The sequence below is a fragment of the Paenibacillus sp. VTT E-133280 genome, assembly GCF_002264385.1.
GTDB classification, from domain to species: domain Bacteria; phylum Bacillota; class Bacilli; order Paenibacillales; family Paenibacillaceae; genus Paenibacillus_AQ; species Paenibacillus_AQ nitricinens.
The window spans coordinates 66,186-74,837 of the sequence record NZ_NFUX01000030.1 but is presented as its reverse complement, the minus strand read 5'-3'; the positions used below and the strand labels follow the sequence as shown (position 1 = coordinate 74,837).

Sequence of the window (8,652 nt, the reverse complement as noted above, 5' to 3'; positions counted from 1 at the left end):
AATTACGGTAACCGTAACAGCGGAAGATGGGATCACGAAGAAAGAATATACGGTTACTGTAACCCGTGTAGCAGAAGAAGTTATATCTGGTGGGGGTAGTGGAGGCTCCGGTGGTGGGTTGCCCACACCAACATTAGCTCCAGCAGCGACGCCAACGCCAATGCCAGCTGTGGCACCAGCGACGACACCGGGATCTACCCCAACACCAGCGAATAACCTAAGTGATATTTCTGGACATTGGGCGCTGCGCGCCATTCAAGAAGCGTTAAGCCTTGGAATTATCAAAGGTTATTCTGATGGCACATTTAAGCCTAACGGCACCTTAACGCGAGCAGAGTTTGCTCTAATGCTGATGAATGCTTTGAAACCGCAAGAAGCTGGAACTAAGCTGACCTTCACAGATGCAGCGAAGATTGGAGCTTGGGCTCAGGAAGCGGTCGCACAGGCGGTACAAGCAGGTATTATTAACGGCTATGAGGATGGCACATTCCGTCCAAATGCAGAAATTACAAGAGCTGAAATGGCAGTGATCCTTGCCAAGATTCTGGGTAAATCTAACGAAGCAAGTGCCACAACCGGGTTTGCAGACGACAAGGACATTCCAGAATGGGCAAAATCCAGTGTAGCTTACTTGAAGTCAGCAGGTCTTGTAAAAGGGAAGGGCGATAATGAATATGCTCCCCAGGATCACGCCACTAGAGGAGAAGCTATAACTATCTTATTGAACTTATTAAAACAAATTAACAAATAAAGTGAAGATTATTATAAAAGGATGAGTGAAATGCCCAATTACTATTTCAATGAAATCTGGACGCCTCTTAAAATTGTAGGAATCCGTCTGTTTCGGGATGATAATATGGGCGTGTGGATCAAATTCTGGCACAAACGAAGACGCCGTATTCGAGCCTGATAGACATCTAAGTTGATTAGACCTGCAGCCCCTATCTAATAGGGGCTGTTTTTTTACGTTTAATACGTTGTTGATAATGAATTCTTGTATTGATTACAGTCCCTTTTCTTCTTCTAATCGTTCTAATTAATTTCAATTGAAACAGCGAAAGGGGTGAGATGCTTGTGCGAATCATTTTAATTCTACGTCTATAAATGATTCGTCTATTACTTTTTCGTGTGAACCGCCGCTTAACATAGCTGACCTTCCGTTTTCTTCGTTTTAATTTGGCTTTAAAAGCTCTCCAAGGGGTTAGATTCAGGAACTTGCGATACAGGGCAAACCCTGAGGAATCTGTATTCCAACATTTCTCATCCCCGGCAAAATGGACAATTTTATTATTGTAGTCATGATCTGGGATGGCCATATTAAACGAATTAAAGCGGATATCGAGAGGGAGGTAATTCGCTCCAAAAACTGCATTTAGAGCATCCTGATCAGGCATGGTGACATCAGGGAAAGTGCGCAAGAAGTTCAGCATCTCTTGGTACCAGTTCGTATTCTGGCGGATATTATTTAAAGCAAATACGATCACTCCAGAATTAAAATAAATCTCAGGATTCAGTCCTTTGGCGCTCACAATAGGTGCAACATCCATAATGCCCTGATCCCAAATCGCCCCTAAATATTTTTCATTCAGCTCGACCTGCCACAGCTCCGCGATGTCTATGTTTACCAATACATCACAATCCAGATAAATAATTTTGTCAGCAGGAATTAACGCGGGAAGCAGCAACCGGTACATACTTGCATGTGTCCACATATCGATAGCATTAATATTGGCAAGAACCTGGAGCATATCTTCGGGTAAAGTAATCGGATAAAAGCTAATCGTATGCTGATGTTTAGTGGTTAATCTGGTGAGCTTTCGTTTGTTAACTTCGGTTAAAGAGGCATCATGTAAAATATGAACATGGATTGGGGAACTTGTATGATGAAAAACTGACGCTAAAACGACACCGGCATGCTCTGCATATTTTCCATCCTTATCTTGAAAGGCTAAGGCGATTTCGATCATTTGATTTATCCTCTCTCTACATTAGTGTACGAATGTACCACAGTATACGTTTGCCCTGGCGAGAGGATAATGGCATTACACCTACGATATTCACCCAATTTTTTGTGCACATAAAAAACCAAGCTCTGCAAATCAGAGACTTGGTTTGTGAGAGCATCAATTTATTTTCGCAGTTTAATGCGATCTATGTGATGATTGTTATTTTTAAATAGAATAAGATCTGCACGATTTCTGGTAGGCAAAATATTGTGTATTAAATTTTCAAAATTGATTTCTTTCCATATTCTTTTCGAGATCTCGATAGATTCTTCTAGTGATAACTGTGCATATTTTTTAAAATAAGATTGCTCATCTTGGAAGGCGGTATCTCTAAGCTTAATAAACCGGTCAATATACCATTTCTCAATATTATTCACATCAGCATCCACATAAATTGAAAAATCAAAGAAATCAGATACAAAATAATTTGGCACACATTGATTAATCGTCAAACTAGTCTGAAGAACATTTAACCCTTCAACAATTAGGATGTCCGGGTTCTCGATCGTAATAAATTCATTTGGCACGATATCATAAGTTAGATGCGAGTATACAGGACTTTGAACACTCGAAACACCAGACTTCACTTTAGTTAAAAATGAAATTAAACTACGTGTGTCGTAGCTTTCAGGAAATCCTTTTTTCTTCATGATTCCACGCTTTTCCAGCTCGGCATTGGGAAGTAAGAACCCGTCCGTCGTAACTAAATCAACTTTTGGATGGGAAGGTAATTGAGAGAGGAGCTTCTGAAGAAGTCTAGCGGTTGTACTCTTGCCAACAGCGACACTTCCGGCGATACCTATGATAAATGGACCTTTTTTAAGATCGTTGTTAAGAAAGTGATTGATAGAATCTTTAAAGGTATGAGAGGCTTGAAGCTGCAAATGTATCAACTGGGACAGAGGAAGATAGACCTCATTTACATCCTCAATCGAAATTTTATCGTTAATACTTTGGATATCGCTAAGCTCTTCTTCTGATAATTGGATAGCGGTGAAATCGCTTAGTTTTTTCCAATCCTCACGTAAATAAAGTGTATATGCTGAATTATTTACCATTAAAGTTTCCACATCCCTGAATTTTTTAAAATATAAGAAAGTATAAGTTATGTACCTATATTTTAAGTCTTATATTTCTCGAATAAACGCTTACCATCCTTATATGGACGCCGAAGGCGTTTACGCTTGAAGATTTACCTTTAGGTATTATAACCGTTCATTCAACTTGATTCCATTCATAGCAATCGACATTAGTATGGACATTATGGAGAATTCATTTCAATAAAGAGGAAAATAAATTAAAATATAGTGAACGAGAAAGAATGGAGTGGAACCATGGGAGTTTTTCGAAAAGTTGAAATATTAACGGATTACACGCGAAATGGTACGTTCCAAGAAGAGTCTGAGTTCAGGAAAATCGTGATAAGTATTTATTATCCGGATCCGGATGGATTACTCGAAAACAATGAATCTGAAATGAAATATATGGATCTTTTCCGGCCCTGTGAACAACAAGCAAGAGAAATTCTACAAGATATTGGAATGAATATGGATATCATAGATGGATTATCTACCTCAATCAGCGAGGGAGCATTACAACAAAAATTCAAACGATCCTATCCTGTCATTATCTACTCTCCTGCACTAGGCTTAGATAGAGATATGTATATTTACAATATACAAGCGCTGGTAAAGCAAGAATTCATAGTGGTAACCGTCAGTGCTGCTTATGAAGCGATGTTTACCGTTTGTCCAAGTGGAGAATTTATGAATCAATCAGAGGTGATGAGGACAATACAGGCTACAGATTATACCGAATTACATCACTTCATTTCTATTCGGAAAAAGGACATACAGCATGTATTAGATCACCTATCCAAGCTGAATTCAAGAATGGGAATTTTTGATATGGATAAGGTTGGAATGATTGGACATTCAATTGGCGGTGCTACTGCATTAGATTTAACTATGGAAGATGATAGAATTAAAGCCGCAGTTTTATTAGATGCAAGCATGCATTTATATATTGAGAATGAAGTGAAGAATAATACGGTCCCCTTACTTGTATTAAGGCAAAAGGCTTCTGCTTTAGAAGCCTTAAGCAATATTTTACAGGAGAAAATAGCAAAGGATTTCATCAAAGGACAAGAGAAGCTTTTCCGGAATTGGAATGGATATAAATCTTTTTTGAAAATACGAAACGCGACGCATATGTCCTTTAGTGATATGCCTCTTTTTGAGGAGGACGAAACTTTATATCAGAGAACTTGTGGGATTCATAATCAGATAAATGAGCTTGTTGCTAATTTTTTTCAAGAGCATTTATTAGATCAAGGGAAGGACTATTCTACATTCATTAGCCAAAATCATAGTGATTTCTGTAGGATCAATGGCAGTGGAGATGAAATTTCTGTAAATTAGCAATAAAAACCTCTCTTTTATACCGATAAACATATAAGGGAGGGATTATAAATGTATTCTGATCAGTCTAACCAGATGATATGCAATCATATTGAACAATACATAGGGGTAATTGATAATGTTTTTAAAGAGGTTATTTCAGACGTTCTGTCCATTGATATTTTAATTGTTAACCCGACGCCTGAGCGGAATTACTATACTTTAATTACATCAGGTATGAGTGAATTTGCGATGCAGGTTCCGGATGGCGCAGAAGAATATCAATATACTGAATTAATGATTTGCCTTCCTCCTACATGGAAGCTGTCTGATGAGGCTTTTAAGGATGAAAGAAATTATTGGCCTGTACGTGCCCTGAAAACGACGGCTAGGTTTCCACATGAATATAATACATGGCTCTATATGGGGCATACGCTAGTCAACGGTAATCCAGTACAGCCTTATAGTGAGGATACAGGATTTAAAGGGATGTTTGTGTGGGTGCCAGAAGTTGAAGATCAATCCGGATTTTTTAATTTGGAAATGAACAGTGAGAAAGTGGTGCACTTCTATACTTTAATTCCGCTTTTTGGAGAAGAGTTAGATTATAAAGTTAAGCATGGCGAGGAAGAATTACTTAATAAGTTAAATAAAATCGGGGTTACCGATGTTCTGAATCCTTCACGTAAAAATAGCTGCAAGAAGAGATTTGGACTCTTTTGAAAAATAAGAAAAACGGCCGAGGGCCGTTTTTTTTATCCTTTGATTCCAAAAGCAATCCAGCGTCCATCGACATCTTCAATAACAAATTCCTTGTTATTATAGTCGGTGTTTATTAATGCTCGGACAATATTAACACCAGCGGCTTCGAATTCTTTCTCCAACTGCTCTTGCTGTTCCGTAATAAAATAGGCATCGTACCCATAGCCATACAATTCTCGATTAGGAATAACCCTTTGTCCTTGGGATTGTGTAAGGATAATTTCTGTATCATCACGATACAGGCAAATATGCGGTTCCTCCGTATCTAAATAGGGCACAACTTGAAAGCCTAAGTACTGACTATAATAAGCGGCAGTCTGCTCGATATTCAGAGTAGGAAAGATACTATGTGATTGTAAAAGCTTTTTGTCCACTTGTGAGTTCATCCTTTCTAAGAAAATAGATACCCATATATTACCTTGCGGCAAAGATTTCAACAATACGTGGAGTTATTAAGCCGCAGGAGACATTCATGGTTGACACTATAGATATTCTATAATAATATACATGCATGAGCATACATTAATTAATTTCTGCTAAAACATGTTTTTAATGTTCATAATAAATTTAGTTTTTTATAAAGAGGAGAGATATCATGAAGAACTTGTTCACCCCGTATGAAATGAAGGATTTGAAATTGAAGAACCGCGTGGTTATGCCTCCAATGTGTCAGTATTCAGTGACTAACAAGGACGGAATCGCTACCGATTGGCATTATAATCATTATGTAAGTCGCGCCGTTGGCGGAACTGGATTGATTATTATTGAAATGACAGACGTGGATCCTGATGGACGGATTACTGATTTTGACCTTGGTATTTGGTCTGATGAGCAAATTCCTGCTCTGGCTCGAATTGTTGAAGCTTGTCATGCTTATGGTGCTAAAGTAGGAATTCAAATTGCTCATGCTGGGCGTAAGGCTGAAGATGCAGCAGTTCCTGTATCCTCTTCTGCCGTTCCATTTGACGCTGACTCCAAAACACCACGTGCCCTAACGACTGAAGAAGTGAAGGGTATGGTTGAGAAATTCCGTTTGGGCGTGAAGCGTGCGATTCAAGCGGGGTTTGATGTTATAGAGCTTCATGGTGCGCACGGTTATCTGATTCATCAGTTCCATTCACCATTAACGAATCAAAGAACAGATGAATATGGCCAAGATTTGACCTTGTTTGGTACTGAAATCATTCATGCAGCGAAAAGTGAAATGCCTGAAGGAATGCCACTGATCATGCGCATATCAGCTCAAGAATATGTAGAGGGCGGATACGGCATTAAAGAAAGCTTGGCCTTTAGTAAAGCTTATAAAGAAGCTGGCGCAGATATTTTCCATATCAGTGCAGGTGGTGAAGGTCCTATCGCGGCTGCTGGCAAGCCAGGTACACATGCTGCGTATCAAGTTCCTTTGGCAAGAGAGATCAAATATGGTTTGAATGTACCGGTGATTGCTGTAGGCAGATTGGATGAACCCGCTCTTGCTAATGCAGTCATTGGGAATGAGGAAGCAGATCTTGTTGCTGTTGGTCGGGGGATGCTGAGAAATCCATATTGGACCTTAGAGGCTGGGATTGAGCTTCAGCAAGACCCGGGTGTTCCTCGGCAGTATGCCTTTGGATTTCCTAGAATTAAAGGCTAAGGACTAACGAAATTAAATTGTATCATTTGGAAAGACCGACTTCTTGGAGAAACGGTCTTTTCTCTTTTTTGGATTAAGCTTGGCACAATGGATGTGGAGTGTAGTACTATTATATAGAAGAAAAAATTCATGAATAGTCATATGCTCAGGAGATGAAGAGATAGATGGACAAAATTCTTAACAATGACCTTATCGCGAATTGGTTGACGTTAACCCACATACAAATGAATGTGACGAATGAATTAGAAGTTAATTTGCAAGCGAATCATGGCTTATCTTTAAAAGAGTTCTATTTGTTATTATTCTTGTCGGAAGCCCCAGAGAAAAAACTGAAATTGCAGAAGCTCGAATCTATGGTTGGTTTAAGCCAAAGTGCCGTTTCACGACTAGTTAGCCGGTTTGAAGCTAAGGGCTGTGGAGCTTTAGAGAGAAGAGCATGCGATAGTGATCGCAGAAGTATTTATACCTCCTTAACCTCCATTGGTGAGGCCAAGCTCATCCGTGCACAAGAAACCTTTAAAGACACGCTAATGACGGCATTCCCGGAAAAAGATGTGGAACAGCTTCTAGAGCAAATGCTTCGCTTGAAGCGGCAATCATGAATCAGCTCAAAAAAACCTCTGTTTAGGTGAATGGATCGTATCTCCATTTCCCATGCAGAGGTTTTTTGCATAAGACTAAAGGACTTATTCTAAAAGAACAATCTCTCCACTAGCCAAAAGGCGCCAAGTGCAGTAATTAACCACGAACCATAAGCGATAACCGGTTTGTAGAAATTTCTTTTTTGGAGAAAAATAAGCACCGGAAGCAAAACAATCACAATACATAATTGGATGAATTCAATGCCTACATTAAAGCTCACCAGATCCACAGCTAAATGTGCTTTTGGCAAGTTCATTTCTTGAAGAATATCCGCAAAGCCAATGCCATGAATGAGTCCGAACAGGAAAGTTATGAGCGCGCGGAAACGGATTTTTTTACGGAAAATATTCTCAAGCGCTACATAACAAATACTGAGTGCAATGACAGATTCAACAACTCGTGAAGGTAAGGAAATCCAGCCCAGAACTGCGAGTGTTAACGTAATGCTGTGTGCTAAAGTGAATGCTGTGATAATTGCAGCATATTGTTTGAGCGTTTGTTTTCTTAATAGTAGAGCGAATAAGAATAACAAGTGATCATAACCCGTAAGAATATGGTTCATTCCCAGTTTGAAAAAAGAAAACCAATCGGATGAGGACCCAGAACTACCTGATGAGGACGAATTGGTGGATGATGATAATTGCTGCTCCTGTTGATCCTCTGTTAGCAGCATGCTCCACGTCCGGTCTTTTCCTTGCATTACGGTTTCGCTAGTCTGATTTCCGTTATGTGCAGTAATTAAATTGACATACGGAGAACTTGTAGCTTGTGAATATAGGCCGTCGTTGATTGCGATGGTTTGTCCAGGCTCAAAAGCAGGATAAGTAAAATTCCATGTAAGAACCTCTTTATCCCCTTTTTTATCAAGGAATAAGTCTTGAAGCTCCGGAGCTTGCTGTTGATCATTCATTTCCAAGATGACGCTATCTTCGATCCATTCTTCTAAACGATGCTTATTACTCTCAATCTCATTCTCTTCCAATATCCCATTTCCGTTTATATCCACATTATCCATGCTTTCAATAATCGAAATGACGTCCAATGAAAATGAAAAATCGGTCTTGTCCTTATCAAAAGTAACGGTGGTATAACTGGCACTAAGTGGATGTGCGGAAGCCGTTAGTTGAGAAAAAGTCATGGAAATAAGGAAAATTACAATAAAGATTGATGATTTTAATAGATTGGAGCGATTCTTATGAGCTGACAAAGT

Annotated in this window: 9 protein-coding genes; 5 read left to right on the top strand and 4 right to left on the bottom strand. The window is 39.2% G+C overall.

The window, feature by feature from the left end; translation table 11 throughout:
* On the top strand, positions 1 to 751 hold a 751-nt coding region (locus tag CA600_RS14855), incomplete at its 5' end, for an S-layer homology domain-containing protein (protein ID WP_179281629.1).
* A 190-nt stretch (positions 752 to 941) separates the two neighbouring features.
* On the opposite strand, the gene CA600_RS14850 is transcribed toward CA600_RS14855, so the two are convergent.
* The gene (locus tag CA600_RS14850) at positions 942 to 1,967 is read right to left on the bottom strand and encodes a glycosyltransferase family 8 protein (protein WP_094870971.1); all 1,026 of its coding nucleotides are present in this window, start codon (positions 1,965 to 1,967) and stop codon (positions 942 to 944) included.
* 161 nt (positions 1,968 to 2,128) lie between these two features.
* On the bottom strand, positions 2,129 to 3,064 hold the full coding sequence (gene coaA, locus CA600_RS14845) for a type I pantothenate kinase (RefSeq protein WP_094870969.1): 936 nt from the start codon (positions 3,062 to 3,064) through the stop codon (positions 2,129 to 2,131).
* Positions 3,065 to 3,340: 276 nt separating this feature from the next.
* Between coaA and CA600_RS14840 the strand changes: the two genes are divergently transcribed.
* Positions 3,341 to 4,426 carry an alpha/beta hydrolase family protein gene (locus tag CA600_RS14840; protein ID WP_094870967.1) on the top strand — a complete coding sequence of 362 codons (1,086 nt, stop codon included), beginning with the start codon at positions 3,341 to 3,343 and terminating at the stop codon, positions 4,424 to 4,426.
* Positions 4,427 to 4,477: 51 nt separating this feature from the next.
* A complete protein-coding gene (locus tag CA600_RS14835) occupies positions 4,478 to 5,128 on the top strand; it encodes a suppressor of fused domain protein (RefSeq protein ID WP_094870966.1) in 651 nt (216 codons plus the stop codon).
* Positions 5,129 to 5,160: 32 nt separating this feature from the next.
* Here CA600_RS14835 and CA600_RS14830 read toward each other — a convergent pair whose 3' ends face one another.
* Complete coding sequence (locus tag CA600_RS14830) at positions 5,161 to 5,541, bottom strand: VOC family protein (RefSeq protein WP_218832783.1); 381 nt, start codon at positions 5,539 to 5,541, stop codon at positions 5,161 to 5,163.
* Positions 5,542 to 5,762: 221 nt separating this feature from the next.
* Here CA600_RS14830 and CA600_RS14825 point away from each other — a divergent pair, with 221 nt between their 5' ends.
* Both CA600_RS14825 and CA600_RS14820 read left to right on the top strand, forming a co-directional pair.
* Entirely contained in the window at positions 5,763 to 6,800 is a 1,038-nt protein-coding gene (locus CA600_RS14825) for an NADH:flavin oxidoreductase/NADH oxidase (protein ID WP_094870962.1), read from the top strand.
* Between the two features lie 164 nt (positions 6,801 to 6,964).
* Complete coding sequence (locus tag CA600_RS14820) at positions 6,965 to 7,402, top strand: MarR family winged helix-turn-helix transcriptional regulator (protein WP_094870961.1); 438 nt, start codon at positions 6,965 to 6,967, stop codon at positions 7,400 to 7,402.
* An 89-nt stretch (positions 7,403 to 7,491) separates the two neighbouring features.
* Here the strand turns inward: CA600_RS14820 and CA600_RS14815 are convergent, their stop codons facing one another.
* Positions 7,492 to 8,649 carry a HupE/UreJ family protein gene (locus tag CA600_RS14815; RefSeq protein WP_256989858.1) on the bottom strand — a complete coding sequence of 386 codons (1,158 nt, stop codon included), beginning with the start codon at positions 8,647 to 8,649 and terminating at the stop codon, positions 7,492 to 7,494.
* Positions 8,650 to 8,652: the final 3 nt, after the last annotated feature.